The sequence below is a fragment of the Gottfriedia sp. OAE603 genome (assembly GCF_040543965.1).
GTDB lineage: Bacteria > Bacillota > Bacilli > Bacillales > Bacillaceae_G > Gottfriedia > Gottfriedia solisilvae.
On sequence record NZ_JBEUNN010000001.1, the window covers coordinates 2,362,727 to 2,389,047 of the forward strand.

The following is a 26,321-nucleotide window of genomic DNA, read 5'->3' on the forward strand; positions in this document are numbered from 1 at the left end:
GGTCAATTCAGCCCTAATAAATCCTTATAGATTGATAAATATTGTGAAAGAATCTGAGATGAATGGAATCGTTCCTTTACTAGTTCAATTGCGCGCTTAGAAATTTTCTGGTGCAATTCTTCATCTTTTAATAAATTTAGAGTGTGATACGTAATTTGTTCAATATCTCCTAAATCACAAAGATAACCATTCTCACCATGTTCAATCACTTCAGGAATTCCACCGATTCTTGTACCGATACAAGGTACGCCGCATGCCATTGCTTCTAAAAGTACAAGACCAAAGCTTTCTTTTGATGATAATAATAGTTTCACATCACTCATCGATAATAATTCTTCAACATTTTCTTGTTTCCCTAAAAATAAAACATCTTTTTCTATGCCAAGTTCATTTACTAATTTACATAACACTGAAAGTTCTGGTCCATCACCAACTAATAGAAGTTTCGCAGGCATTTCTTTTCGAACTAAATTAAAAACATCTACAACATCTTTTGTTCGCTTTACTTGTCTAAAATTAGAAATATGAATAATGACTTTTTCATGTTCTTCTATTCCGTATTCAGCCTTTAATGCCCGACAATTCCGTTTATAGTAAACTCTTTCATCGATGAAATTGTAAACCGTTTTAATATCCTTATCCGGACTAACAAGTTCATTTGTTTGACGTATTAAATCGTTCGAAACAGCAGTAACTGCATCAGACTTCTCAATTCCAAATTTAATTAATTCTGTTAAAGATGGATCGTAGCCTAGTACGGTAATATCCGTTCCGTGTAAAGTTGTAACAATCTTCACCTCATGATGAATCATTTGTTTTGCTAAAAAAGCACAAACTGCATGTGGAATTGCATAATGAACATGTAGAATATCTAATTTTTCACGATTTGCAACTTCTGCCATTTTACTAGCTAAAGCTAAATCATACGGAGGGTACTGGAATACTGAGTATTGATTTACTTCTACAGCATGATAGTAAATATTTGGATTTACTTTATTTAATCGAAAAGGCATACTTGATGAAATAAAATGAATCTCATGTCCTTGCTCCGCTAATAATTTACCTAGTTCAGTAGCGATAACCCCAGAACCACCAACAGTAGGATAACATGTGATCCCAATTTTTAACTTCATTTTATCTCTCCTAATAATCTTCTCTGTATTCGTTCTTAAAGAAGCCAATCAGCATTTAGTAAAAGAGGTTTTTTACTCATAAACCCTTCACCATATGAAATACCTACTTCTTTTCCAATCATCTTTTCTCTAGCTATCACACTATTTACATAGTCATTTGTTAAAGGCGTTACAACACCAGATTCACCAGGTGTAAATTGACTTTCATATGCTTCTAAAGCCAATTGTTTATCATTAATTGTTTCTGAAATATCAACAATAAAATCCGGTTTGTGGAAGCCATTAATCATGTATTGGAATACATTTTTGACTTTATGGGCTTCATAATTTAAAGATGAACTGTATTTTCGAATGCCCGCAGAAAAAACTGCTTCTTCAATTATTTTTGTACAATTACCATGATCTGGATGACGATCAATTTCATATGGAGAAAAAACAATACTTGGTTTTGTCATTCGAATTAATTGAACGACTTCCTTAATTGCACCTTCATGTAAATAAAGTCCTCTATCGGGTAATGACAAATTGAAACGTTTTTTAACCCCTAGTACTTCATCTGCTTTTTCCGCTTCTTTTCTTCTTGTTGTTGTATCACCGTTTGATGAAAGTTCTGCTTCAGTTAAATCACAGATTGCTACTTTATATCCTAACTTTGTTAGTTTCGCAATTGTCCCAGCCATCCCTATTTCAACATCATCAGGATGAGCACCAAATGCTAACACATCAAAATAATCCAATTTTATTCACTCACTTCCAAACTAACTTAATATTTTCCAGTTGTCTTTACTGTAATTGTTAGTCGCAATAGGTATTTGGTAACATGACATAGTTATACGTAAACCAGGATCAAGAGCTTAAGTTCTCATTGAATATAGAATGAAGAAAATTGCACATCAATCCATAATATTTTCTAAGCCATATACAAGTTCAGAAAGCTTCATAACCTCTTCAATTGAAACCTTCACACCGGACATGAAGGATGCTCTATTCATAGAATCATGACGGACTGTTAATAATTGGCCGTCTCCTCCAAATAAAACTTGTTGATGAGCAACTAACCCAGGCAATCTTACACTATGTACTCTCATGCCATTCATTTCTGCTCCTCTTGCTCCTTTTTCAGTTTCAACTTCATTTGGATGACCTTGTCGTTTATATTCTCGTGCTTCCTCGATCATTTGTACAGTTTTTAGTGCTGTTCCAGAAGGTGCATCTAATTTTTGATCATGATGAAGCTCAATGATTTCGATGTCTTTAAAATATTTAGCAGCCATTGCAGAGAACTTCATCATTAAAATCGCACCAATTGCAAAATTCGGCGCAATAATACAGCCTAAACCATTTTGAGAAGCTAGCTCTTTTAATTCAGCTAACTCATCATTCGTAAAACCTGTCGTACCAATAACAGGTCGGATACCGTTTTTCAATGATAAAAACGCATGTTTTTTGCCAATTTCAGGCGTAGTTAAGTCAACTAAAACATCAAATTTCTCATTTTCAATACATTCTTCTAACGTTTCATATACAGCTGCTTCGCCTTGATACCCAGGATAAAACTGTTGAATAGTCCCACCGCCATACTTATAATCAACTGCTGCAATAAGCTCAAAATGCTCAGTTCTTTCGATTAACTGAAGTGCTTCAGTACCCATCTTTCCTCTTGGTCCTGCCAAAACAACGCGAATTACTTTCTCCATACGATTCAATCCTTCCTTGTCCAACGATCTTTATCCCGAGTATTAAATTTTTCCATAACCATATCATGGGCTTCTTGTAAATCGATATTTAAACTATTTGCCAAGCAAATCATTACGAATAATACATCGCCTAGCTCTTCTTCAATAAGTTTTTCTTTTTCTGTACTCTTTTTTGGTTTTTCACCATATGTATGATTAATTTCTCTAGCTAATTCACCCATTTCTTCAGTTAAACGTGCCATCATTGCTAAAGGACTAAAATAACCTTCTTTAAATTGTCCAATATATGTATCTACTTCATTTTGCATTTCTTTCATCGTTTTTTCGTGCATACTAATATCAACTCCTCAACTAAATCTTATCGAAATGACCACATTTTGACAAATTATATATTATTTTACTTGAAAAAAATACAAGATAAGATAAAAATAAGAGTTTAGGGTGATTTTAATTAGTATGGAGGAAGTTTATGATTTTTAATTTGAAGTTACGTAACATCTTTTTTATTCTTTTAGGCTCTGCAATTTTTTCTTTTGGTATTTTGAATATTAATATTCCAAACAACCTAGCTGAAGGTGGATTCACAGGAATTAACTTAATTCTTTTAGCAGAGTTTCATATTCCTGTATGGATTTCAAATTTAGCGTTAAATATTCCATTATTTTTTATTGGATGGAGATTACTTGGAACAGTTACAATGCTATATACAATTATTGGAACAGTTGCAGTTTCATTTTTCTTAAAATTATTTGAGAAATTCCCATTTACAATTGATGTACATGGAGATTTAATGTTAGCTTCATTATTTGCTGGTGTATTTATCGGAGTTGGACTTGGAATCATTTTTCGTTTCGGTGGTACAACAGGCGGTGTTGATATAATTGCACGTCTAGCCTATAAATACAAAGGCATTAATATGGGTAAAACAATGTTTGTTTTCGACTTTGTCGTTATCACATTATCTTTATTAACCTATTTAAAAGCTTATGAAGCAATGTATACATTAGTTGCTGTATTCGTTGGAGCAAGAATTATTGACTTCATGCAAGAAGGAGCTTATGCTGCACGAGGAGCTAATATTATTTCAGATAAAAATGATCTGATTGCTGCCCGTATTATGAAGGAGATGGAACGTGGAGCGACTTACTTAAAAGGTACTGGTACATTTACTGGTGAAAGTAAAGATGTTTTATTCTGTGTCGTTCCAAAAAATGAATTAGTGCATTTAAAAAATATTATTCAAGATATTGACCCTCATGCTTTTGTTGCTGTGACAGAAGTTCACGATGTTTTGGGTGAAGGCTTTACACTTGATGAAAATAAAGTTCCAATTCAACCATAAAAAAAAGAGGTTCTTAGCAATTGCCTAAGAACCTCTTTTTGCATTAATCTTCGTCGTTTTGCATTCCTGTATAGATTAATACTAAACGTAATAATTCCATCACTGCTACCGCAGCTGCTGCTACATATGTTAATGCTGCTGCATTTAATACACGTTTTGCATATACATTTTCGTTCGAATTAATAATCCCACTTGTTGTCAGTTGCGTTAATGCTCGGCTTGATGCGTTAAATTCAACTGGTAAAGTTACAACTTGGAATAATACACCAAGTGCTAAAAGGAGAATACCTACTAATAACATCCCTGATGCCTGCGAAAAGATCCCAATTAAGATAAAGATCCAAGAAAAGTTTGAGCTGAAATTTGCAACAGGTACTAAAGAATGTCGAAATCTTAAGAAGCCATAATCTTTTGCATCTTGGATTGCATGACCTACTTCGTGCGCTGCAACTGCAGTACCTGCAACAGTATGCCCATGATAATTCGCTGATGATAATCGAACTACTTTGGCACGCGGATCATAGTGATCTGATAAATATCCACGAGTTTCTTCTACTGCCACATTAAATAATCCATTATCATTTAATATTTTTCTTGCTACCTCTGCACCTGACATGCCTGATGTAGAGCTTACTTTTGCATATTTATTAAATGTAGATTTCACTTTAAATTGTGCATAAATCGGTATGATTAACACAATAAGAAAGTAAATTAAAAAACCCATTACTATTCCTCCAAAGAAAGATATTTTAGGATATTGTAATGATTAAACGAGAAATTTGTCAATCATTATGCTCTCTTTGCTTCTTGTTTTTATTGCGTTCTCCTATATATTTTCTCCAACCTACATAACAAAGAGTACCGACAATAATACCACCTATTGTAAACAATGTCCAAAATGTTGCTGGTGGAAATATTGAGTTTCCTTGTTCAAAAATCATTAATAACTCAGTTTGAGTTTGGTCTAATTTTTGACTAAATGCAGGTAAAGCTTCTTTGTTTACACGATAGTCATCTAAAAATGAAACGAGGGAATTGATTTTCTTTACTTCATCATACGAGAGATCACTTAATAAACTTGGATATATAATCTCAAATTGGTGTAAAAATTGATTCAGTTGAATATCATATGCTTCTGTATTGCCTCTTTCAAACGCTGAATCCATATTATGTAAAGGTGTCATTACTGCATTTTTCATTTCTTTCCACATGGGCTGAACGGACGTTTCCCTAGCGTCAATTAATAGTCTTAATCCAAGTACTTTTGCAATTTTTTCTTGTGAATCACTGGCATCATTTTCTAATGATTGCAAAGCATTTTGGAATGTAACTGAAATTGTTTCTAAATCTTTTGGTGTAAAATCCTTATTCTTTTTTGCATTTTCCATATACTTTACTTCAAATTGTTCAATGAGATTTGCACTATGAACATAATCACCTTCTTGAACTAAAGATAGTGATTTTTCTATTAAAGTTGTTTCTGAATCTATTTTAGCTAAACCTTTTTGATGATTAAATGAAAAGAAAATAAAAAAAATGCTGATTCCCACTATTAATTTTTTCATCAAATCCCTCCCTCATAACTACTAATAATTATGAGAGAACGGACAAGAATAGAACTGATCAGATCGAAGCTCTATTTTTAAAAATTAACTGGAAATAAGCAATTAATATCACAAATATTGATAACCAAAAAGTAAATAAAGCAATCCAATCTATGTAAAATCCAAGCTTATGATATGTAGGCATTGTTCCAAATACATAATCAAATATTATATCTTGTAAAATCCATATACTAGCAAGCGCTAATTGCCATCTCTTTACTTTAAACATAGGGGCATAGAGAATCGCTTGTAGTGCCATGCAACCATGGGAGAAGATTAACATATAAGCAATCTGATCAAGACCACCTTCAATATATAAAACAGCTCCATTCATGGCAACTGCCCAAATACCATATTTAACTAAACTTACATAAGCTAGTGCTTCTATTAATCCATTTCGTTTTTTTAAAATCCATAATAATAAAACAAAACAAAAAAAGAGAGATGCTGTTGGGCTATCTGGAACAACAATTCGGAGCCAGCTCGGTGTCTCAATTAATTGAGATTGGTACCAGTAATAGCCATAGATTGTTCCAAGTACATTTACTATGAACAAGGCAATTAAACTCGAACGTAGCCTCATTAAACTGTAAAGAATGTTCACATTCACACTTCACTTTCATTTGTACTTTATGACCATACTTATTTTATAACACAAAGTTCACAATTCCAATGACAAAAGACCTATCGGACATGTTACTATTTCAGTATAAGTTATGTATTAAAAAAAGAGTCGAAAATTCGACTCTTCTTTATTATTCAGCTGCTTGACCAGCTTTTGAAACAAATTCAGCTAGGATTTTCAGTTCTTCATCAGTACCTTTAAATACGCCAGCTGGCATTGCTTTTTGACCGTTTCTTGCAATTTTTGCAATTTCTTCAGGTTTTAAACCATTGTTTTGAAGACTTGGCGCTGCCGCTCCACCCTCAAGGTTATCACCATGACATGAAACACATGTATTCTTTTGTAATAACTTATATGCAGGATCTTCTTTATTCAGTTCAACAAAGGCACGGATTTTACCTTGCTCTTTTTGTTTTTTCCAATCATGGTGAGCTGTTGCTTCCCATGTTAAATAAATAACCCCTGCAAATCCAAGTAACATAAAGCCAGTTGCTAAAGGACGTTTAGAAGGTCTTCTTTCTGTACTACGGTCTAAAAATGGCGCTAATAATAAGCCACCAAACGCTAGACCAGGAATTACGAAAGCACCTAATACGTTATAGTCACCTGAAGCAAAGCTATATTTTAAGAATTGATATAAGAATAAGAAATACCAGTCTGGTAATGGTGTATAACCAGTATCAGTTGGATCTGCAACCCTCTCAAGTGGAGATGGATGTGCAATTGTTAATGTTAAGAATCCAGCTAAGAAAACTGCTCCTACCATCCATTCTTTTAATAAGAAGTTTGGCCAGAAAGCTTCAGTTTTACCAGGATACTCAGAATAATCTTTTGGAATATTTGCTTTACGACCTGCCATTGCAGGTACACGTGAGTCACCTACAAATTTCATTCCTTTACCGCGATGCATGTTCTCCCTCCTTTATTCGACACACTTTAGTCTGTAACTAAAGCCCATGCACTAAATCTTATAGTGGACCTGAAATACCTTGCTTACGAATGATTAAGAAATGCGCACCCATAAGAGCAAGTAAAGCACCAGGTAAGAAGAATACATGAATTGCGAAGAAACGAGTAAGTGTTTGTGCACCAATGATTTCCGGATGACCTGCAATTAACGTTTTTACTTGCTTACCAATAAATGGTGTTTGTTCAGCAATTTGCAGACCTACTTTTGTCGCAAATAATGCTTTCATATCCCAAGGTAATAAATATCCAGTAAAGCCTAATCCAAGCATTACGAAGAAAATTAAAACCCCTACAATCCAGTTAAGCTCACGAGGCTTTTTATATGCGCCTTGGAAGAATACACGTAAAGTATGTAAGAACATCATAACAATTACTAAACTTGCACCCCAGTGATGCATACCACGAACAATTTGTCCGTATGCAACGTTGTTTTGTAAGTAATAAACAGATTCCCATGCATTTTTAATATCCGGAACATAATACATTGTTAAGAACATTCCAGATAAAATTTGAATTACTGTAACGAAAAATGTTAACCCACCAAAGCAATATACGAATGCTGAAAAATGATGTGCTGGATTAACGTGTTCTGGTACTTCGTGATCAGCGATATCTCTCCACAGAGGTGTAATTTCTAATCGCTCATCTACCCAGTCGTAAATTTTGTTTAACACGATTATTTTCCTCCTTGTGGTAACGCTTTACCAAGATAAAAAGCATCTTTTTCCACTTTTACTTGATATTGATCTAGTGGTGCAAGTGGTGGTGTTCCTTTGATATTTTGACCGCTTTTTTCGTAACGACCACCATGACATGGACAGAAAAATTGATTTGGATGTTCTTTGTTGTCATTCCAACCTACTGTACAGCCTAAGTGCTTACAAACAGGTGATAATGCAACAATGTCTCCATTTTCGTCCTTGTAAACCCATGCAGAATGAGGAGCATCAGATTTTACCCAACCATCAACTTGCTTAACTTTAAAGTCAAATCGTTTTGGTTCATTTGTTAAATCTTTCAGTAATCCTACCTGCACTAATGATCCAGCTTCTTCTTTTTGTAAAACTGGGTCAATTGCAAAGCGTGCTAATGGCATTAGCATTCCTGCAGCCATGAAACCGCCTACACCAGTTAACGTGTAGTTTAAGAACTGGCGTCTTGAAACCTTTTCACTCATGAAAATTCCCCCCTCTATCACAAGTACTCCTGTACGGACAACAGCTATAATAATAAAACTAGGACACTTTCATAATATAATAACAAATTTAGAAGGTCAATAATATCCTAATAATAATCATATTAATAATGTTGTTTTTATTTTTATCCCCATATTTTAGAAAATAATGCATTTAAATGCGTTAATTGTTTATCAACAATTACTCTTTGCGTAGTCTCATCTAAATTATTAATGTTTAATGCTGGTAACCAAATTAATGTTTCGTTAAACTCAGCATTTAATTGTTTCCAATCATAATCACATGTCAAATAAAAAACATGTTTCATTCCGCTTTGGATAAACTCTTGATGCCACTCATTTAAACGGTCTAATTTGTTGTTTTCCCCTAATAAATAAGTAAATTCTGGAGCGATTACAACTCTACCTTTATATGTACGTTCAATTTCTGATGTAAGTATAATTAGATCCTCACGTTGCTCTGCAAGACTGATCTGATCCTTATGTAAAGATACAGGACATAGTGGCACAATCATTGTATCTATGTATTGTTGATGTGCTAAAACCTGTTCTAAATCACTTGTCGTCCATTTCATTTTGCTTCCTTCTTCCTATTTGAAAATACCTTAAACATAATTGTGAAATTTTTGTGAACAAATATCTAATTTCCATTTAACCATATAATACTATTTTAAGAAAGAAAAAAAGCCCTCAAAAAATGAGGACTTTCGGTTGATCAATTCTTTAAGTAATTAACGTTTTTAATTGGTTTGTTAATTCCTGAAACCTTTTTGCATCTTGTTGATCTAAGGCTTCATCAATCAGTCTCATTAAACGATCTCTTTGGAAATTTATTAATGAATCAGAAAGGAGCTTTTCAGCGATCACCCGATCTTTTTCATTGCTGTTTAAGTTTTTTGGTAAATGAGGATTCTCTTCTAAAACTGAAACAAACATTGGATATTGAAAAGAAGATTTGAAATTCAATTGGATATAAATATCTTCATCCCTATTCAGGCGAATATCATGAAATGACTTTTCTGCATCTGTCGTCATTACATTTTGTTTATAAAAATGGAATGGCACTTCTTTCACACAGTTTGTCGACATCACTAATCCTCTTGGACAATACTTAGACTGTTCTACAAAATGAACTTTTTTCATTAAGTAATCATGGCTCATTAAATAATTTAAGATCCAAACACATTCTCTTTGCTTAAGTTGAAAATTACTTAAAAACCATTTCACAAAATCCTTCTTCTCGTTCACAGATACAGGGGTTGCCATTTTATAAATCCCTCCTCTGTCCATCATATTTGTCCCCTTTTTGGCGAATAAAGAATATTACATAATTTCATTTATTCTGTCAAGACGTTCCCTTACTTCTTCCTGCAGGTATTCATCATCCTGAAGTTTTAAATATACCTCTTTCGCTTCCTGAATTAAGCCTTCTTCAAATAACAAATCTCCGAATTCCTTTAGGAAGGAAATTTCTTGGTTAAAGTCATTATATGCTAAGCGATATTGATTTAATGCCAATTCATATTTTTCAATTCCGTAATATGCTTTTCCTAAGTCCCAATTAAAATGAGGATCAGAAGCACCGTGCTCTATTGCCAAATCAATGGTACCAATAATTTCATCAAAATCTTCTTCTTCAAATAAAATCCCTACTAATAATTGAACTGCCTCAATTAATGATGGATCATAAATTAGCGCTTCTTGTAAGTGTTTTTTACTTGAATTTAAATCTTTTAATTTACGAGCTAACTTGGCAGCTGACATAAGGCATTCTACATTTGTTTCATCCACCAATAAAGCTTTTTGTAAAATATCGTAGCCTTCTTGATATTGTCCTTCTACGTCAAAAGCTTTACTTAACCATAAATGAGCTACTAAGTACTCTGGGTCAAAGAAAATAGCTTCCTCGAAAATAGGGATACATGCTGCATAACGCTCTGCTTGAAACAATGTAATACCATAACCCAATAATGTATGAAAGTCTTTTGATTGTTCGATCCCTTTTTCATAAAAAGGAATTGCTTCTTCCCATTCACCTTCTGCACTTAAGCTTTCTGCTAATCGTAACTCTTTACTTACGCCATTTACTTCAATATCTTGATTCATTAGCTTTTCGTAGAAAGGAATTGCCTTTTTATAATCATACTTACTAAAGTAATATTCTCCTAATGCAAAATCTACAACTGGTTCATTCGGTAATATTCTTTTTGCTTCAAATAATTTTTGTTCGGCAACTTCATCAAGCCCTTGAACTTGATATAAATCTGCCATTAAAAGTAAAGCTTGAACTTTTGTTTCATTATTTTCGTTTATAGTCAGTAAAATTTCAAGAGCTTCATCTTCTAAATCAAGGTCCAATAGTAGTTCTGCATAAATAATTTTTAATTCTTCATCGTCATCATATAAATACACTAGATCTTCAATAATATTTTTTGCTTCATCAAGTAATCCTAATGATTGAAAAAGAATTGCAGCTTCGTATTTTTCTTCATCATTTGCATTTTTTACACTATTTTTTAAAACTTCTAATCCTTTTTCAGTTTGACCATTTTCAATAAGCTGAACAGCTTCATAAATATTACTCATTAAAACACCTCTTAATCCGAACTTCTTACTTTAATAATTTTTGTAATTGCTCTTTAAAATTAGGGAAAGATACTGCTATACACTCTGTGTTTTCAATAAAAGTTTCACCATCTGCAAGTAGAGATGCGACTGATAACATCATTCCCATTCTATGATCGCCGTGAGAGGCTACATTTGCGCCATTTAAAGCTTTATTACTTCCTTGTATAATCATACCATCTTTTGTCGCTTCAATGCTTACTCCAAGTTTTGTTAGTTCTGTAACGACTGTTTGAATTCGATCTGTTTCTTTCACTCTTAACTCTTCAGCATCTTTAATAATCGTTTCACCTTCAGCTTGAGAGGCAGCTAAAGCCAAGATTGGTAATTCATCAATACAAGTCGGTATTTCTTCACCACCGATTATTGTACCTTTTAATTTTGCTGATTTTACTCGTAGATCAGCAATAGGTTCACCATTTACTACTTTTTCATTTTCTAATGTAATATCCGCACCCATTCTATCTAGAACTGTTAAAATTCCAATACGTGTTGGATTAACCCCAACATTTTTTAATAAAATTTCACTATTAGGAATAATTGAACCAGCTACTAGGAAAAATGCAGCCGAAGATATATCACCTGGTACAGTCACATTCGCAGCTTGTAATTGTTGACCGCCTGTAATAGAAACAGTATTTCCACTAACTTCTAATTCACAACCAAAAGCCTTTAACATTCTTTCAGTATGATCTCGAGATTTTTCCGGTTCGGAGACGATCGTTGTACCTTCTGCAAATAAACCTGCTAATAAAATTGAAGATTTTACTTGTGCACTTGAAACAGGTGATTCATATGAAATTCCTTTTAACTGGCCACCTCTAATTGAAATCGGTGTATATGTAGCATCAACACGTCCATCAATTTGTGAGCCCATCATTTTTAAAGGTTTTGTCACTCGTTTCATCGGTCTCTTTCCAATAGATTCGTCACCAATGATTACTGAATGAAACGGTAATCCACTTATGATTCCCATTAATAGTCTTGCTGTTGTACCTGAGTTTCCAACATCTAATACCGATTCTGATTCTTTCAGTCCTTCAATACCATTACCATAGACAAGTACTTCATCCTTTTGAACGTCAATATGTACGCCTAGTTTTCGGAAGCAATCGATTGTACTTAAACAATCTTCCCCTAATAAAAAGTTCGTAACTTTAGTCACCCCAGTTGCTAATGAACCAAACATGATTGCTCTATGAGAGATTGACTTATCTCCAGGAATTGTAACTTCACCAACTAAACTGACTTTATGATTTGAATGTGAATTGTTCATTTTAGACACCTTTTAATACCTTTCTATATGTTATTTACATTCCATTTTTATGGTTTCAAACCTTTTTTTTCAAGAAAAATCTGTTCGACTAATTACCCTAAATTATTCAATAAATTTGCGGAAATATATTTACTTACTTTCGCTTATGAAAAGTTCTTTAGAAAAAGAAAATGATATTTTGATTGATTGTCGTATCAAAACATCATTTCCTATTAAAATTATTTAGTTAACATCGTAAGAAAACGATTCAATTGTTCTTTAATGACATGTTCATCTAATTCACATAAAATTGGTTTTCCGAAATCTTTTAATAGTACATAATTTATTTTTAAATCAATGTTTTTCTTATCTTGTTTCATTAATTGAATGATCGATTCTGTTTCTAAATCCATGTAAAAAGGATAATTAAGTTGTTTAAACCATTGCACCAGTTCCTGAAACGATAAGTCTACTTCAAATAACTTTTCACTCATATATACCGCAAAAAGCGTTCCAAATGCAATTGCTTCGCCGTGAGTTGTTTTTGAATATCCAAAATACGCTTCTATTGCATGTCCCAGTGTATGACCCAAATTTAAATAAGCACGAATCCCACTTTCTCTTTCATCTTTTGAAACAATTTGATTTTTCACCTGAATTCCCATTAAAACGCATTGTTCAATTACATGCTGATCAAGGTTTTCAAGATGATGTATCTGATTCATTAACCAAGAAATATTGTCTTTTGATGAAATCAGTGCTTCTTTAATGATTTCAGCAAACCCAGAACGCCATTCCTTGATCGGTAAAGACTGTAAAAAGTTAAGTTCATATAGTACAAGCTCAGGCTGATAAAACGCTCCAACAATATTTTTAGCTGCTGGTAGATTGATCGCTACTTTACCACCGATCGCGCTATCATGAGCTAGTAGAGTTGTAGGCATTTGAACGAATCGTATGCCTCGCATATATGTTGCTGCAACAAATCCTGCTAGGTCTCCAACGACGCCTCCGCCTAATGCAATGATTAAACTATTACGATCCAATTTACTTTCAAAACATTTCGCTAAACACTTTTCATAGTAAGTGAAACTTTTACTTTGTTCACCACTAGGAATAATATATTCATCGAAATTTGATATCTGTTTTTTAACTTCTTCTAAATAATAAGGTGCAACATGATCATCAGTAATGATCAATATTTTCGATACTTTCGGTGAAAAACCTTCAATCATAGACTGTAAGCCACTTAATATACCAAATCCAATACAAACATTGTATTGTTTAGAGCTTGTATTGACTGCGATGACTTCCATTAAAATTTCCTCGCATACTCACGGTACTCTTCAATATTTCCTTTTAAACGGTCTAATTGATCAGACTCAAATTGCTCAATAATTGCTTTTGCAACCTCCCAAGCAACAATGTGTTCAGCCACGACCGAAGCTGCAGGTACAGCACAGCTATCAGAACGTTCGATACTTGCTTCATAAATTTCTTTCGTCTCGATATCTACTGTTTTTAATGGCTTGTACAATGTCGGGATCGGCTTCATAACAGCGCGTACGACAATCGGCATTCCAGTAGTCATACCACCTTCGAAACCACCTGCGTTATTTGAATGACGGTAATACCCTTTCTCTTCAGAAAAAGCAATTTCGTCATGTACTTCACTTCCAGGGACTGATCCAGCTTTAAAGCCAATTCCAAATTCTACACCTTTAAATGCATTAATACTAACAATTGCTCCGGCTATTTTAGAGTCTAGTTTACGATCATAATGAACATAGCTTCCGACTCCTGGTGGCATACCTTCTACAACAACTTCTACAATACCACCTAATGAATCTCCATTTTGTTTCGCTTCATCTATTAACTGTTTCATCTGTTCAGTCGCATCTTGATCGATACATCTTACTTCAGAATCCTCAGCTTTCTTATGTAAATCTGCTACATTTTGATATTCCGTTTCTTTTGCTTTTACTCCACCAATTTCAATTACGTGGCTAGCAATTGTAATGCCCAATTCTGATAATAGTTTCTTGGCAACAGCACCTGCTGCTACACGAACTGTTGTTTCACGAGCAGAGGAACGTTCTAATACATTACGAACATCCCTAAATCCATATTTTATCGCACCATTTAAATCTGCATGACCTGGTCTAGGTTTAGTAATACTTCTTTTACCTTCATAATCTAAATTTTCTAGAGGCTCTGCACCCATAATATTAGTCCAGTGAGTGAAGTCCTTATTTTCGACAACCAATGCGATTGGCGAACCTAATGTATAGCCATGTCGAACACCACTTGTAATTTGTGCAGTATCTTTTTCAATCTGCATTCTTCGACCTCTACCATAGCCACCTTGACGTCTACGAAGTTCAACATTAATTTCTTCTGATAATATTGGTAAACCCGCTGGAACGCCTTCAATTATCGTAGTTAATTGGGGACCATGCGATTCACCTGCTGTTAAATAACGCATTCCATCACCTTCTATTTATGTAAGATTTAAAATTATTAGTTACTACTATATCACAACCTAATCTTAAATTAATATAAAAAAAGAACCATAAAATGGTTCTTATCACGATTTTTTATAAAAAAATGTTTCATTTGATGTAAAAGAATACTTTTCTGCATGAAAAATTTGTTCTGTACTCCCTACAAATAATATTCCATTTTGATTCAATGAATTTGAGAAATTTGTATAGATATCAACTTTAGCTTCTTCAGTAAAGTATATTAGAACATTTCTACAAACGATGACATCAACATTTTTTTCATAAGCATCTAATAGTAAATTATGTTTTTTGAATTGAATTTGTTTTTTTAATTCGTCACTTACTTGATAGATTGTTCCCTCGTGTTTGAAATATTTCGCTAATAAATCTTTGGGTACATCTTTAATAGCTTTTTCATTATACACACCAATTTTAGCCTTTGATAAGACATTCTCATCGAGGTCGGTTGCAATAATTTGAAATTGACTTGGCTTTAAATATTTTAATAATATCATTGCAAGTGTATATGGTTCTTCACCAGTAGAGCACGCAGCACTCCATATTTTTAATTTGCTATTATTTTTCAATAAAGGTGGTAGAATGTTTTTTTCGAAAACGTCCCATCGATTAGGATTTCGGAAAAATTCAGAAACATTAATCGTCATACGATCTAAGAATTCATAATAAAGTTCTTTATCTTTCTCCATGCCTTTAAAAAAATCGACAAATGATCGAAATCCCTTTTTCTCATATAAAGATTTTAATCTTCTTTTCATTTGCGATTCTTTATACAAGTATAAGTCAATCCCAGATTTCTTTTTTACTAAATTAATAAAATCAATATAATCGTCCATAATATTCCCCTACTATTTATTTAAAGATTCTGTTAAAAAAGAACGTTTGATTTCCATTCCAATTTCTCTCGAATTGGCTATTCTCTTTTCATACTCTTGATGTATTTAGCTAAAATTAACAATAAATATAATCAGAGCCAATTTAAAAAAGCCAGCAAATATCTGCTGGCTTTATCTTATCATATAAATATTAGGATTAGTATACCCACTCTTTAATTAACTTTGAATATTCGATTAACTCTTCTTCTTTAAAGAAAATTCCAATTTCACGCTCAGCGCTAGCTGGTGAATCAGAACCGTGAATAATGTTTTTACCTACTGTTGCAGCATATTCGCCACGAATAGTTCCTGGTGCTGAATCTTTAGGATTAGTTGCACCCATCATTTGACGTGCGGTAGCGATTACATTTTCACCTTCCCAAACCATAGCAAATACAGGGCTTGAAGTGATGAAATCTACTAATTCTCCAAAGAATGGACGCTCTTTATGCTCAACATAGTGAGTTTCTGCTTGTTCTTTTGATACTTGCATTAATTTTGCGCCTACTAATTGGAAACCTTTTTTCTCGAAACGAGATACGATTTCTCCGATTAAATTACGTTGTACTCCATCAGGTTTTACCATTAAATAAGTTCTTTCCATCATGCTCGACCCCTCTAGTTCAATTATGTATAAACAATACAGTAGAATAGTATCATCTATTTCCAAAATTATCAATAGTTAAAAATCTTATTATTTTAGAAAAATTGGAATCGCTTACAGATGAGTAAGGAGTAGGAATGAAAACTTTTTATAAATAGGCTCCTACTATTCGTTAGTATCATACTATAAATCTTATGTAAAACAATATACAAAGCCAAAAGAGGCAGTTACAAAATGCAATAGCATTTCTTGGCTGCCTCTAATTCTTTCTATTACCGATATTTTTAGCAATTAAGATTAACATTTCTTTTGCTTCAAAATCTGGCAATGTTTCAATGCATTTTAATGATTTATTTAAATATTCTTCACTGATTCTTCTCGCTTCTTTAATATAGCTACTTTTACGTATTTGATTGATCAGAGGTTTGACTTTTTCCGGATTGATTCCTTCATAGATTGAAGTAATTTTATCCTTTAGCGATTGATCTTGCATAGCAAGAAGTACAGGTAATGTAATATTTCCTTGAATTAAATCACTACCAGCAGGTTTACCCAATTCTTTTTCTGATGCCGTGAAATCTAAAATATCATCCATTATTTGATATGACATTCCTAAATAATAGCCGTAATCTCTTAAGGATTTTTGAATTGATGCAGATGCACCCGATGCAATTGCTCCTATTTCACAACTTGCAGAAATTAATAATGCCGTTTTTCGTTTAATTCTTCTCAAATAGCACTTTAAATTTTGTTCAAAATTATATTTATCCTTGATTTGCTCTATTTCACCTAAGCAAATTTCTAGAATTGTATTTGACAATTTTTGATGTGCTTCTGGTATCTCAATTTCAGACATGCACTCTAGTGCTTTTGCAAAAAGGAAATCTCCGGCGTACATTGCAACTCGATTATCATATGTAGAGTTGATTGTAGGTTTACCTCTTCTTAGACTAGCTTCATCTATTACATCATCATGGACTAATGATGCCATATGAATGATTTCTAAAGTTGCCGCTACATGTTTAATAGATTGAAGGTTATATTGTCCAAATTTAGCACTAAGTAATACAAATAATGGCCTAATTCGTTTCCCACCTGATTGAAGTAGCTGTAAAGAAGCATCTTTCAATATAGGCTGAGATGAATTGACAGTTTGATGAAGTGTATATTCAATCTCGTTTATATCTTTTTTTAAATAAGAATACTTCCATTTAACCTTCATTCCGTTCACCTTACTATTCATTCCAATTTATAACTTACAATGTTAATTTTTCGGTTTTTTACCTAAATGCATTGCTGCAACACCAAATGTAAATGGTTTTATTTGAATATTTTCTAAACCAGCTTTCTCAAATAGCTTTGCAAGCTCCTTCATTCCTGGGAACGTACTTGCACTTTCTTGTAACCAAGAGTATTCTTTAAAACTTTTTGCAAACAGTTTCCCAAATATCGGCATGATAAATTTAAAATACGCTTTGTAAACGTGCTTAATTCCAAAAGTAGTAGGCTGAGAAGTTTCAAGACAGACAACAATTCCACCAGGTTTCACAACTCTTGTCATTTCTTTTAAAACTTGGTAATAATCAGGGACATTACGTAATCCGAATCCAATCGTCACAACATCAAATAAATTGTCCTCAAAAGGTAATTCCATTGCATTACCATGAATTAAAGATACTTGAGTCAATTGTTGTTTTTGAACCTTTTCTTCACCAATTGAAAGCATATTTTTACTAAAATCTAGTCCAAAAACTTTTCCATCTTTTCCAACTGCATCTGCTAATGCAATAGTCCATTCACCTGTTCCACAGCAAACGTCAAGCGCTTTCATGCCTTTTTGGACATTCATGATTCGCATCGTCTGCTTTCTCCAAGCAATATGACGTTGAAAACTAATAATTCCATTCATTTTATCATACTTGTTATATATTTTTTCAAACACATCATGGACGCGTTCTTCTTTTGATTGAGTCATGTAAACCCCCACTAAACTAATTACAACTTCTTGACTGTTATTAATTTTGTAATTGTAAGATTATTTTTGATATTTCATCAAGTAATTGATTTTTTTCTGTTTGAACACCTTGTAAAGATCCTAAATGCTTAATAAAATCAGAATCCTCACCATCTTTAATATGTTGACTCTCCTGATTTAATCTTGTGATTAAACATTTATTTTCGATTTTTTTGATTGATTCTGTTGAACCAATATAATTTGCAAAATGAACAAGTATCGTTGATTCAATCACTGTAATACATCTTAGTAATTCTTCTAATGAAGTAAATTTATGATGCACTAAATTAATTTTTTGCTCATTCATTTCTTTAACCGCATATGAAAGCTCTTTTATTAAACGAATTTCACCAGTACTAGATAAAGCCTCGTAGTAAAGTCCGCTGTAGAAATCCCCTTCTAGAACAGTCAATTGTTTCTTTTCTCTATCTTGAGGTGTACCTTCGTATGTAGACACCAATTCATGAGTATCAAGTGCAATTTGATGAATCATCAATGCTTTGCAATAATGAATAATCTTCTCTTTTGCAAAATGGTGCTGATTCATTAATTCTATTAGAATCGTCACTTTCACTTCATCGATTGTAGGTGGTAAGAGGTGTTTATTCAAATACGGATGCTTTATTGCATTTAATATTTGTGTTTTTACTTCGTTTGTTAACTGTTCAACGTTACTCATTATTTCCATCCAATCCATTAATTACTAACTTGTACTATTATACCATAAGAGTATTGTATGGTATAAACTGATTCACTTCTAATGTTAATGAATGCTTTTAAAAAAAGCAGGAAGACCTGCTTTTTTTAATTGATGTTAGTTTTTTGAATGAATCATAGAAAGAATTTCGTTTCTACCTTGTACATCTTCTTTTAATGAACCACGTACAGCAGTCGTAACAGTTTTTGAACCAGGCTTTCTAACGCCACGCATTGACATACACATATGCTCTGCTTCAACAACTACCATTGCACCATGAGGCTCTAATACCTCCATAATTGCGTCAACAACTGATGAAGTAATACGCTCTTGTAATTGTGGACGTTTAGCGATTGTTTCAACTGTACGAGCTAATTTACTTAATCCAGTTACTCTACCATTTCTAGGAATATAAGCAACATGAGCTACCCCGTAAAATGGTAATAAGTGATGTTCACACATAGAATGGAAAGGGATGTCTTTTACTAATACCAATTCCTCATGATCTTCACCGAATACTTTATGTAAATGTTCCTTCTCATCTTGATGCATACCAGAAAAAACTTCTGCATACATTTTCGCTACTCGCTTAGGTGTTTCAAAAATACCTTCACGATTTGGATCGTCACCAATAGCCTCAAGAATTTGGCGAACTGCTTGTTCAATTTGTTCTAAGTTTACTTCTTTCATTAACTGATCCCCCATGCATAAAAAAAATTCTAATATTCATTTCTATCAGATTTGTTTATTTTAACATATTTCTTTTTTTATAAGCAAAAAAAAGAAGGATGCAATATAAGCATCCTTCTATTTCGCTTAAATTATGTAATTATTTTACAGCATCCTTAAGCGCTTTACCAGGTTTGAAAGCTGGAACTTTACTTGCAGCGATTTCGATTTCTTCGCCTGTTTGTGGATTACGTCCTTTACGAGCCGCACGCTCACGTACTTCAAAGTTACCAAAGCCGATTAATTGTACTTTATCCCCGTTTTGTAACGCACCAAGAATTGATTCGAATACAGCGTCAACTGCTAAAGTAGCTTGTTTTTTTGTTAATTCACCAGCTTCAGCAACTGCATTGATTAAGTCTGTTTTGTTCATGTCTTTCACCTCCTCCCAAAAAAGTTATAATTTAAGTCTTATTTTCATTAGTGACCAAAATTCAATTTTTTATACAACAAATACCAATAATTTCATTGTCATGCCTTATATTATACGATTCTATCGCATATTTCAATATGTTTTAGAAGAAAATGTTGGAATTCCTCGAAAAAAATAGTAACTTTTCTGAAAAGTAGATAGAACTTTGTGATATTTACAAAAAAAATGTTAAAAAAGAGATAAAACACTTGATTTTTATAGGTTTTTACATACAAAAAAAATCAGATGGATGTGTCTCCATCTGATTCATCAATGATCAAAGGATAATCGCAATTAAACCGCCACTACCTTCGTTAATAATTCTTTCTAAAGTTTCTTTCAATTTATATCTCGCATTTTCTGGCATCAACGATAATTTTGCTTGAATACCTTCACGCACGATCGAACTTAACGAACGACCGAAGATATCTGAGTTCCAAATTGAAAGTGGATTATCTTCAAAATCTTGCATTAAATATTTAACAAGCTCTTCACTTTGCTTCTCAGTACCGATAATCGGCTCAAAAGTTGATTCAACATCTACTTTAATCATATGGATAGAAGGTGCAACAGCTTTTAATTTTACGCCGAATCTCGAACCATGTCGAATGATTTCAGGCTCATCTAAGCTCATATCTAATAGCGAAGGTGCTGCAATACCGTAGCCCGTTTGTTTGACCATTTTTAACGCATCTGCTACTTGATCATACTCTTGCTTCGCATGAGCAAAATCCTGCATTAGCTCTAATAAATGATCCTTACCACGGATTTCAACTCCAACAACTTCTTTTAAAACTTGATCATATAATTCATCTGGAGCTGATAAATCAATTTCTGCTACACCTTGCCCCATATCAATTCCAGCAAGTTGTGCATATTGGATAAATTCATAATCAGTAAATTGACCGACTACATAATCAACATCTCTTAGACGTTTAATGTCTTTTACCGTTTCTTGGATTGCTTCTTGGTAACTTTGACGTAACCAATGGTTTTCTTTTAATACAAGTACCCAGCTTGGTAAATTCACATTAACCTCTAGTACTGGGAATTCATATAATGCTTCTCTTAACACGTTCATTACATCGCCTTCGCGCATTGCTTCTACACTTAGCGCAATAACAGGTATGTCGTATTTTTGGGAAAGCTCTTGTCTTAAGCTTTCCGTATTTGGATGATAAGGTTGTGAAGAATTAATGACCATAATGAACGGTTTTCCAACTTCTTTTAACTCTTCTACAACTCGTTCTTCAGCCTCAATATAATCATATCTTGCAATCTCACCAATCGTACCGTCAGTCGTTACAACCACTCCAATTGTAGAGTGTTCCTGAATTACTTTTCTAGTGCCAATTTCTGCTGCTTCATTAAACGGAATTGGTTCTTCATACCATGGTGTACTAATCATTCTTGGACCATTTTCATCTTCATAGCCTTTAGCACCAGGTACGCTATAACCTACGCAGTCTACTAAACGAATATTTACATCTAAACCATCTGCTACATGGATTTTTACACCTTGATTTGGTACGAATTTTGGTTCAGTTGTCATAATTGTTTTACCAGCAGCACTTTGAGGAAGTTCATCATGTGCTCTAGCACGATCCGCTTCATTTTGAATATTTGGAATAACAACTGCTTCCATAAATCTTTTAATAAATGTTGATTTACCAGTACGAACAGCACCTACTACACCTAAGTAAATATCTCCTCCAGTGCGCTCGGCAATGTCTTTAAAAATATCTATCTTTTCCATGTGTTCCCCTCCCGATTTATCAATACATGGGAATAATTGACTTGAAGTAGTATGCCTATGACAATATCATTCTATGATGTTGTCCTAGAGAGTTATGACAAGATTTTTTAATTTTTCATATCATTTTTTTAGGAAGAAATAAAAAAATCCTTCGATAAAATGTATTCTTTTATCAAAGGATTATGATTTTATTTATTTAATTTTGTTCTAAAAATACCGGTTGTCCATCTTTAATCGTATACGGTAATGAATAAGCTGGTAAAATTGGTGAATCTTTTACTAAGATTTGACGGATATCTTCACCGTTTTTCATTTTCTTAGCATCATTTATTTTTTCAAATAAATCGATTGAGTAATCCACGTAAAATTCTCCATCATTACCCATGACGATTGGTAAGTTTTTTTGACTATATGGACTTGTCACAAATGGTTCTTCTTTAAAGCCCATCTTTTTGTAGTTTAGTAGGAATACACCTTTACCTAATGTTTCTTTTATTGGAGGGTAAGCATTTTTATCTTTATAAACTTGTACTCGCAAAGAAACATCTCTTATTTTTTCCGCAATACGAAGGTCAATTAGTTTAACAGTAGGATTCGTTTCCGCATCTATTAAAACATATTGATAAACCCCTCCATTTTCATAAGCATTGCCGGGGGCATCACTTATATAGCTAGGAATTAATTTTGTAAAATCGACTGGGTATTTTAAATATATTGGCGTATTCATATCTTTATTTTTAATTGGTAATAGTCCATTATTATTTTCTTTAAATTTATTAACAGCAGTTTGGACTGACTGCAATTGATCTTCATATGGAATTTGATTTTGTGCCAGTTGATCGTCTGGATATAAACATCCACTTAATGTACTAACCAAAAAGCACATACATACGATAAAAAGTAGCTTCTTCATGTTAATCCCCTTATTAGTAATTAGCTAGGCCAGCTCAAAACAACATATGCTATTAATAAACCAGAAATGATTAATGACATATAAGCTAAAAATGCCGTAACCACTTTAAAAAATTTTATTTTAATCCAGTTTCTACTTAAGTAAATTAATAAAATTGATAGAATCATTAATCCCATTCCTACGAATGCGCTTATTTCAGTATTCATCTTAGTCCCCCTATGTAATTTCTCACATTACTATAGTAACAAAATAGTTTCTTGATTTAAATCAAATTCTACATTTGATATTCCTTGATTCATAAAAAGCATTTTAAAAAATTCAACTAGCTTGTCCTTTCATTCTTAAAAAAAGAAAGAAAAAGTTCTTCACTTCTTCTTTCCTTGAAGCAAATTGGGGCACTTGCTTCACTTCGACTAACACCCAACCAGAATACATCCGGTAAAAGTCATTCTATATTATGCATAATATATAGATTATGCACTCAATACATCGCAGAGAATGAGCCCAATTATTTTTGTTTAAACATATTCGTTAAAGATTGAAAATCTAGAGGCATATTATTTGTTACAATCGCTTGAACAATTTTATCTTCTTTATCTTTCGTCACTTGGCGACCAGTCATTGCCGCAATTTGACGTACAAGTTTACGAACAGTAGCCTCATCTTTGAAATTAGCATCTTTAACTGAATCAGCAACTTTAAAAATATCTGTTTTACTTACATTTGCCTTTTTTTCAATTTTATCAAAGAAACCATTTTGATTATTTGACACTATTCAAACCTCCTTCTTCGCTATACACCATATGCTATGCAAAAAAATAGAAATGGTGAAACGCCTAAAGAGGCTATAAGATAAAAAGCATTAAAAACGTTGTTTTTAATGCTTTCAATAATTATTTCGTCAAATCACTAATAAAATTTGAAGTACTCTCGCCCTCATGTCTCTTATCACGATTCATTAGCGCATCTACCCCAAGCTTAGGGTTTTTTCCTTCAAATAATACAGCATATAATTCATTTACGATCGGCATTTCAACTTTTGCTTGTTTAGCTAGTTGATAGGCTGCTTTTGTCGTTCGCACACCTTCTACTACCATGCCCATATTCTCTAACACTTGATCTAATGAATGGCCTTTGCCTAATAAATTACCAGCACGCCAATTTCGGCTATGTACACTTGTACAAGTTACAATTAGATCTCCCATACCAGTTAAACCAGCAAAAGTTTGAGGATTAGCCCCCATCTCTTTACCAAGACGTATGATTTCGGCTAAACCTCTTGTCATTAATGCTGCTTTTGCATTATCACCATATCCAAGCCCATCTGTAATTCCTGCTGCCAAAGCAATAATATTTTTTAATGCCCCACCAATTTCTACACCAATTACATCTTCATTTGTGTAAACACGGAAATAGCCATTTGAAAATAACTCTTGTACCGCTCTAGCTTCTTCCATATTGGCTGAAGCAGAAGTAACAGTAGTTGGGTGTCTCAATGCAACTTCTTCGGCATGACTTGGACCAGATAAAACGACAACTGACCCTAAATTCTTTTCATCAATCTCTTCAGAAATCATTTCTGAAATACGTTTAGATGAATCGGGTTCAATCCCCTTACTAGCATGGATGATCGTAACTTTATTTTTCAAAATAGGATTTAATTTTTGACATACTTCTCTAATCGCTTTTGTTGGTACAACTAGTAATATATATTTAGCATCCTCGACTGCTTCATTTAATTCAACAGTCGCTTTTAATGAGTGTGGTAATTCAATTTCTGGTAAATATCGCTTATTCGTATGGAATTCATTTATCTCATTAATTAATTCAGATTTATTTCCCCACAAAGTAACAGAATGTCCATTATCTGCTAAGACCATGGCTAAGGCAGTTCCCCAACTACCCGCGCCTAGAACAGCTATTTTTTTTGTCATACAAACACTCACTTTCAAAAATCAGATTCAAAAATATTATTATTTTTTGTTCAACTTATGCACGTGCACGACCAATAATTTTAATTGGAGAACCTTCAAAATCAAATGCATCACGAATTCGATTTTCAAGGAAACGTTCGTAACTAAAGTGAAGTAATTCTGGGTCATTTACGAATACAACAAATGTTGGTGGCTTAATTGCAACCTGTGTTGCATAATACACACGAAGTCTTTGACCATTATGTGTTGGTGTTGGATTCATCGCAATCGCATCCATAATGACATCATTTAGTACATTTGTTGGTACACGTAAGCTATGACTTTCACAAGCTTTATTAATCATTGGTAATAAAGTTTGAGTTCTCTTACGTGTTTTAGCTGATAAGAATACTATTGGAGCATAATCTAAGAATTGGAAATGAGCGCGAATATTTTCTTCAAACTCTTTCATTGTCTTTTCATCTTTTTCAACAGCATCCCATTTATTAACGACGATTACAACCGATCTACCTGCTTCATGAGCATAACCAGCAATTTTCTTGTCTTGCTCAATAATTCCTTCTTCACCATCTAAAACAACTAAAACAACATCAGATCGCTCGATCGCACGTAAAGCTCTAAGTACACTATACTTTTCTGTACTTTCATATACTTTACCTTTTTTCCTCATACCCGCTGTATCAATAATGACATAATCTTGTCCATCTTTTGTGTACGGCGTATCAACTGCATCACGAGTCGTACCTGCAACATTACTTACAATAACGCGCTCTTGACCTAATAAAGCATTTACTAAAGATGATTTACCAACATTTGGACGTCCAATTAAACTAAATTTAATTGTTTCTTCATCATAGTTTTCTTGTTCTTTATCTGGAAAATGTCCGATTACTTCATCAAGTAAATCCCCAAGACCTAATCCATGAGAACCTGAAATAGGATAAACTTCTCCAAATCCTAACGCATAGAAGTCATAAATGTCGCTGCGCATTTCAGGGTTATCTACTTTGTTGACAGCTAACACTACTGGCTTTTTAGTTTTGTATAAAATTTTCGCTACTTCTTCATCAGCCGCAGTAACGCCTTCACGACCGTTTGTTAGAAAAACAATAACATCTGCTTCATCCATCGCAATTTCAGCTTGTTGACGTATTTGCTCTAAAAATGGCTCATCACCAATATCAATTCCACCTGTATCGATTAAGCTGAATTCTTGATTCAACCATTCTGCTGAGCTATAAATACGATCTCGAGTAACTCCAGGTATATCTTCTACAATCGAAATTCTTTCTCCCACGATTCTATTAAAGATAGTTGATTTCCCAACATTGGGACGACCAACTATTGCAACTGTCGGTTTAGACATTTAATTCATCCTTCCTAGCATAACTATGAACCATTTAATTCTTAATAAATGTTT

The 26,321-nt window shown here is 33.3% G+C and carries 30 protein-coding genes; 1 reads left to right on the forward strand and 29 read right to left on the reverse strand.

Annotated features, from left to right (window positions below):
• Positions 1-2: 2 nt before the first annotated feature.
• From bshA to ABID96_RS11895, 4 genes are all read right to left on the reverse strand, one after another.
• Entirely contained in the window at positions 3-1,133 is a 1,131-nt protein-coding gene (bshA, locus tag ABID96_RS11880) for an N-acetyl-alpha-D-glucosaminyl L-malate synthase BshA (RefSeq protein WP_192602230.1), read from the reverse strand.
• A 35-nt stretch (positions 1,134-1,168) separates the two neighbouring features.
• Positions 1,169-1,870, reverse strand: coding sequence for a bacillithiol biosynthesis deacetylase BshB1 (gene bshB1, locus ABID96_RS11885; RefSeq protein WP_192602231.1), 702 nt, complete (start codon positions 1,868-1,870; stop codon positions 1,169-1,171).
• A 156-nt stretch (positions 1,871-2,026) separates the two neighbouring features.
• Positions 2,027-2,830, reverse strand: a complete 804-nt coding sequence (dapB, locus tag ABID96_RS11890; RefSeq protein ID WP_192602232.1) for a 4-hydroxy-tetrahydrodipicolinate reductase — start codon at positions 2,828-2,830, stop codon at positions 2,027-2,029.
• Between the two features lie 5 nt (positions 2,831-2,835).
• Positions 2,836-3,162, reverse strand: coding sequence for a nucleotide pyrophosphohydrolase (locus ABID96_RS11895; protein ID WP_192602233.1), 327 nt, complete (start codon positions 3,160-3,162; stop codon positions 2,836-2,838).
• A gap of 137 nt (positions 3,163-3,299) precedes the next feature.
• Here ABID96_RS11895 and ABID96_RS11900 point away from each other — a divergent pair, with 137 nt between their 5' ends.
• Complete coding sequence (locus ABID96_RS11900) at positions 3,300-4,172, forward strand: YitT family protein (RefSeq protein ID WP_192602234.1); 873 nt, start codon at positions 3,300-3,302, stop codon at positions 4,170-4,172.
• Between the two features lie 43 nt (positions 4,173-4,215).
• On the opposite strand, the gene ABID96_RS11905 is transcribed toward ABID96_RS11900, so the two are convergent.
• The 25 genes from ABID96_RS11905 to der form a co-directional block, all read right to left on the reverse strand.
• Complete coding sequence (locus ABID96_RS11905; RefSeq protein ID WP_192602235.1) at positions 4,216-4,896, reverse strand: zinc metallopeptidase; 681 nt, start codon at positions 4,894-4,896, stop codon at positions 4,216-4,218.
• 58 nt (positions 4,897-4,954) lie between these two features.
• Positions 4,955-5,737 (reverse strand): sporulation protein YpjB, encoded by a 783-nt coding sequence (locus ABID96_RS11910; protein WP_192602236.1) that lies wholly within the window; start codon positions 5,735-5,737, stop codon positions 4,955-4,957.
• Positions 5,738-5,795: 58 nt separating this feature from the next.
• The gene (locus ABID96_RS11915) at positions 5,796-6,380 is read right to left on the reverse strand and encodes a DUF1405 domain-containing protein (RefSeq protein WP_192602237.1); all 585 of its coding nucleotides are present in this window, start codon (positions 6,378-6,380) and stop codon (positions 5,796-5,798) included.
• Between the two features lie 151 nt (positions 6,381-6,531).
• On the reverse strand, positions 6,532-7,311 hold the full coding sequence (locus ABID96_RS11920) for a menaquinol-cytochrome c reductase cytochrome b/c subunit (protein ID WP_192602238.1): 780 nt from the start codon (positions 7,309-7,311) through the stop codon (positions 6,532-6,534).
• Positions 7,312-7,369: 58 nt separating this feature from the next.
• Entirely contained in the window at positions 7,370-8,044 is a 675-nt protein-coding gene (gene qcrB, locus ABID96_RS11925; protein WP_087999418.1) for a menaquinol-cytochrome c reductase cytochrome b subunit, read from the reverse strand.
• A 2-nt stretch (positions 8,045-8,046) separates the two neighbouring features.
• Positions 8,047-8,547 carry a QcrA and Rieske domain-containing protein gene (locus ABID96_RS11930; protein ID WP_192602239.1) on the reverse strand — a complete coding sequence of 167 codons (501 nt, stop codon included), beginning with the start codon at positions 8,545-8,547 and terminating at the stop codon, positions 8,047-8,049.
• A gap of 143 nt (positions 8,548-8,690) precedes the next feature.
• A complete protein-coding gene (locus ABID96_RS11935; protein ID WP_192602240.1) occupies positions 8,691-9,140 on the reverse strand; it encodes a DUF2487 family protein in 450 nt (149 codons plus the stop codon).
• 148 nt (positions 9,141-9,288) lie between these two features.
• Positions 9,289-9,831, reverse strand: coding sequence for a ReoY family proteolytic degradation factor (locus ABID96_RS11940; protein WP_192602241.1), 543 nt, complete (start codon positions 9,829-9,831; stop codon positions 9,289-9,291).
• Between the two features lie 57 nt (positions 9,832-9,888).
• On the reverse strand, positions 9,889-11,151 hold the full coding sequence (locus ABID96_RS11945) for a tetratricopeptide repeat protein (RefSeq protein WP_192602242.1): 1,263 nt from the start codon (positions 11,149-11,151) through the stop codon (positions 9,889-9,891).
• A gap of 25 nt (positions 11,152-11,176) precedes the next feature.
• Positions 11,177-12,466 (reverse strand): 3-phosphoshikimate 1-carboxyvinyltransferase, encoded by a 1,290-nt coding sequence (aroA, locus tag ABID96_RS11950; protein ID WP_192602243.1) that lies wholly within the window; start codon positions 12,464-12,466, stop codon positions 11,177-11,179.
• A gap of 218 nt (positions 12,467-12,684) precedes the next feature.
• The gene (aroB, locus tag ABID96_RS11955; RefSeq protein WP_192602244.1) at positions 12,685-13,761 is read right to left on the reverse strand and encodes a 3-dehydroquinate synthase; all 1,077 of its coding nucleotides are present in this window, start codon (positions 13,759-13,761) and stop codon (positions 12,685-12,687) included.
• Complete coding sequence (gene aroC / locus ABID96_RS11960; RefSeq protein ID WP_192602245.1) at positions 13,761-14,930, reverse strand: chorismate synthase; 1,170 nt, start codon at positions 14,928-14,930, stop codon at positions 13,761-13,763. Before aroC ends, aroB begins: the two co-directional genes overlap by 1 nt.
• A 102-nt stretch (positions 14,931-15,032) precedes the next feature.
• Entirely contained in the window at positions 15,033-15,803 is a 771-nt protein-coding gene (locus ABID96_RS11965) for a CheR family methyltransferase (RefSeq protein WP_087999411.1), read from the reverse strand.
• Positions 15,804-15,999: 196 nt separating this feature from the next.
• Positions 16,000-16,446 carry a nucleoside-diphosphate kinase gene (ndk, locus tag ABID96_RS11970; protein ID WP_087999410.1) on the reverse strand — a complete coding sequence of 149 codons (447 nt, stop codon included), beginning with the start codon at positions 16,444-16,446 and terminating at the stop codon, positions 16,000-16,002.
• Positions 16,447-16,705: 259 nt separating this feature from the next.
• Positions 16,706-17,668, reverse strand: a complete 963-nt coding sequence (gene hepT / locus ABID96_RS11975; RefSeq protein ID WP_192602246.1) for a heptaprenyl diphosphate synthase component II — start codon at positions 17,666-17,668, stop codon at positions 16,706-16,708.
• A gap of 42 nt (positions 17,669-17,710) precedes the next feature.
• A complete protein-coding gene (locus ABID96_RS11980) occupies positions 17,711-18,421 on the reverse strand; it encodes a demethylmenaquinone methyltransferase (protein WP_192602247.1) in 711 nt (236 codons plus the stop codon).
• A 40-nt stretch (positions 18,422-18,461) separates the two neighbouring features.
• Positions 18,462-19,139, reverse strand: coding sequence for a heptaprenyl diphosphate synthase component 1 (locus tag ABID96_RS11985; RefSeq protein ID WP_192602248.1), 678 nt, complete (start codon positions 19,137-19,139; stop codon positions 18,462-18,464).
• A gap of 135 nt (positions 19,140-19,274) precedes the next feature.
• Positions 19,275-19,847 (reverse strand): GTP cyclohydrolase I FolE, encoded by a 573-nt coding sequence (gene folE / locus ABID96_RS11990; protein ID WP_087999406.1) that lies wholly within the window; start codon positions 19,845-19,847, stop codon positions 19,275-19,277.
• 139 nt (positions 19,848-19,986) lie between these two features.
• A complete protein-coding gene (locus ABID96_RS11995; protein WP_056466694.1) occupies positions 19,987-20,259 on the reverse strand; it encodes an HU family DNA-binding protein in 273 nt (90 codons plus the stop codon).
• 316 nt (positions 20,260-20,575) lie between these two features.
• Positions 20,576-22,054 carry a stage IV sporulation protein A gene (spoIVA, locus tag ABID96_RS12000; protein WP_087999405.1) on the reverse strand — a complete coding sequence of 493 codons (1,479 nt, stop codon included), beginning with the start codon at positions 22,052-22,054 and terminating at the stop codon, positions 20,576-20,578.
• Between the two features lie 196 nt (positions 22,055-22,250).
• On the reverse strand, positions 22,251-22,967 hold the full coding sequence (locus ABID96_RS12005; RefSeq protein ID WP_192602249.1) for an LptM family lipoprotein: 717 nt from the start codon (positions 22,965-22,967) through the stop codon (positions 22,251-22,253).
• A 20-nt stretch (positions 22,968-22,987) separates the two neighbouring features.
• The gene (locus tag ABID96_RS12010) at positions 22,988-23,173 is read right to left on the reverse strand and encodes a DUF2768 domain-containing protein (protein ID WP_192602250.1); all 186 of its coding nucleotides are present in this window, start codon (positions 23,171-23,173) and stop codon (positions 22,988-22,990) included.
• A 302-nt stretch (positions 23,174-23,475) separates the two neighbouring features.
• Entirely contained in the window at positions 23,476-23,739 is a 264-nt protein-coding gene (locus tag ABID96_RS12015; protein WP_087999402.1) for a stage VI sporulation protein F, read from the reverse strand.
• A gap of 121 nt (positions 23,740-23,860) precedes the next feature.
• Positions 23,861-24,901 carry an NAD(P)H-dependent glycerol-3-phosphate dehydrogenase gene (locus tag ABID96_RS12020; RefSeq protein WP_192602251.1) on the reverse strand — a complete coding sequence of 347 codons (1,041 nt, stop codon included), beginning with the start codon at positions 24,899-24,901 and terminating at the stop codon, positions 23,861-23,863.
• 55 nt (positions 24,902-24,956) lie between these two features.
• Entirely contained in the window at positions 24,957-26,267 is a 1,311-nt protein-coding gene (gene der / locus ABID96_RS12025; protein WP_192602252.1) for a ribosome biogenesis GTPase Der, read from the reverse strand.
• Between the last annotated feature and the right edge of the window lie 54 nt (positions 26,268-26,321).

What these genes read in the sequence shown, in the direction of transcription:
- ndk (WP_087999410.1), bottom strand. Translation starts at nt 16,446, where the DNA reads ATGGAAAGAACTTATTTAATGGTAAAACCTGATGGAGTACAACGTAAT.
- der (WP_192602252.1), bottom strand. Translation starts at nt 26,267, where the DNA reads ATGTCTAAACCGACAGTTGCAATAGTTGGTCGTCCCAATGTTGGGAAA.
- ABID96_RS11995 (WP_056466694.1), bottom strand. Translation starts at nt 20,259, where the DNA reads ATGAACAAAACAGACTTAATCAATGCAGTTGCTGAAGCTGGTGAATTA.
- folE (WP_087999406.1), bottom strand. Translation starts at nt 19,847, where the DNA reads ATGAAAGAAGTAAACTTAGAACAAATTGAACAAGCAGTTCGCCAAATT.
- aroB (WP_192602244.1), bottom strand. Translation starts at nt 13,761, where the DNA reads ATGGAAGTCATCGCAGTCAATACAAGCTCTAAACAATACAATGTTTGT.
- ABID96_RS12010 (WP_192602250.1), bottom strand. Translation starts at nt 23,173, where the DNA reads ATGAATACTGAAATAAGCGCATTCGTAGGAATGGGATTAATGATTCTA.
- bshA (WP_192602230.1), bottom strand. Translation starts at nt 1,133, where the DNA reads ATGAAGTTAAAAATTGGGATCACATGTTATCCTACTGTTGGTGGTTCT.
- spoIVA (WP_087999405.1), bottom strand. Translation starts at nt 22,054, where the DNA reads ATGGAAAAGATAGATATTTTTAAAGACATTGCCGAGCGCACTGGAGGA.
- ABID96_RS12020 (WP_192602251.1), bottom strand. Translation starts at nt 24,901, where the DNA reads ATGACAAAAAAAATAGCTGTTCTAGGCGCGGGTAGTTGGGGAACTGCC.
- ABID96_RS11945 (WP_192602242.1), bottom strand. Translation starts at nt 11,151, where the DNA reads ATGAGTAATATTTATGAAGCTGTTCAGCTTATTGAAAATGGTCAAACT.
- ABID96_RS11930 (WP_192602239.1), bottom strand. Translation starts at nt 8,547, where the DNA reads ATGAGTGAAAAGGTTTCAAGACGCCAGTTCTTAAACTACACGTTAACT.
- ABID96_RS11895 (WP_192602233.1), bottom strand. Translation starts at nt 3,162, where the DNA reads ATGCACGAAAAAACGATGAAAGAAATGCAAAATGAAGTAGATACATAT.
- ABID96_RS11935 (WP_192602240.1), bottom strand. Translation starts at nt 9,140, where the DNA reads ATGAAATGGACGACAAGTGATTTAGAACAGGTTTTAGCACATCAACAA.
- ABID96_RS12005 (WP_192602249.1), bottom strand. Translation starts at nt 22,967, where the DNA reads ATGAAGAAGCTACTTTTTATCGTATGTATGTGCTTTTTGGTTAGTACA.
- hepT (WP_192602246.1), bottom strand. Translation starts at nt 17,668, where the DNA reads ATGAAGGTTAAATGGAAGTATTCTTATTTAAAAAAAGATATAAACGAG.
- ABID96_RS11965 (WP_087999411.1), bottom strand. Translation starts at nt 15,803, where the DNA reads ATGGACGATTATATTGATTTTATTAATTTAGTAAAAAAGAAATCTGGG.
- ABID96_RS11900 (WP_192602234.1), top strand. Translation starts at nt 3,300, where the DNA reads ATGATTTTTAATTTGAAGTTACGTAACATCTTTTTTATTCTTTTAGGC.
- ABID96_RS11985 (WP_192602248.1), bottom strand. Translation starts at nt 19,139, where the DNA reads ATGAGTAACGTTGAACAGTTAACAAACGAAGTAAAAACACAAATATTA.
- ABID96_RS11910 (WP_192602236.1), bottom strand. Translation starts at nt 5,737, where the DNA reads ATGAAAAAATTAATAGTGGGAATCAGCATTTTTTTTATTTTCTTTTCA.
- aroA (WP_192602243.1), bottom strand. Translation starts at nt 12,466, where the DNA reads ATGAACAATTCACATTCAAATCATAAAGTCAGTTTAGTTGGTGAAGTT.
- ABID96_RS11980 (WP_192602247.1), bottom strand. Translation starts at nt 18,421, where the DNA reads ATGACTCAATCAAAAGAAGAACGCGTCCATGATGTGTTTGAAAAAATA.
- aroC (WP_192602245.1), bottom strand. Translation starts at nt 14,930, where the DNA reads ATGCGTTATTTAACAGCAGGTGAATCGCATGGTCCCCAATTAACTACG.
- ABID96_RS11920 (WP_192602238.1), bottom strand. Translation starts at nt 7,311, where the DNA reads ATGCATCGCGGTAAAGGAATGAAATTTGTAGGTGACTCACGTGTACCT.
- dapB (WP_192602232.1), bottom strand. Translation starts at nt 2,830, where the DNA reads ATGGAGAAAGTAATTCGCGTTGTTTTGGCAGGACCAAGAGGAAAGATG.
- ABID96_RS11905 (WP_192602235.1), bottom strand. Translation starts at nt 4,896, where the DNA reads ATGGGTTTTTTAATTTACTTTCTTATTGTGTTAATCATACCGATTTAT.
- ABID96_RS11940 (WP_192602241.1), bottom strand. Translation starts at nt 9,831, where the DNA reads ATGGCAACCCCTGTATCTGTGAACGAGAAGAAGGATTTTGTGAAATGG.